Raw genomic sequence first — 329 nt, 5'->3', positions numbered from 1 at the left:
CGTGGCTGGTGAAGCTCTTCCAACACTTGTTCTTAACAAAATTCGTGGAACCTTTAATGTCGTTGCTGTTAAGGCGCCTGGCTTTGGTGACCGTCGTAAAGCGATGTTGGAAGACATTGCTGTATTGACTGGAGCAACTGTTATTACTGAGGATCTTGGTCTTGAACTTAAGGATGCAACTATGGAATCACTTGGTCAGGCTTCGAAAGTAACTGTGGATAAGGATAGTACAGTTATCGTTGAAGGAGCAGGAAGCGCAGAAGCAATTGCTAACCGTGTTAACCTCATTAAATCTCAATTGGAAACAACAACATCTGAATTTGACCGTG

The 329-nt window shown here is 43.2% G+C and carries 1 pseudogene; it reads left to right on the top strand.

The features are described from left to right. A pseudogene (groEL, locus tag FE851_RS25920) lies at window positions 1–329 on the top strand (chaperonin GroEL); the annotation flags it as partial.

The sequence above is a fragment of the Sphingobium sp. B2 genome, assembly GCF_007693735.1.
Lineage (GTDB): Bacteria > Pseudomonadota > Alphaproteobacteria > Sphingomonadales > Sphingomonadaceae > Sphingobium > Sphingobium xenophagum.
Note: the sequence above shows the minus strand (reverse complement) of the source record. Positions and strands in the feature narration are given on the sequence as shown.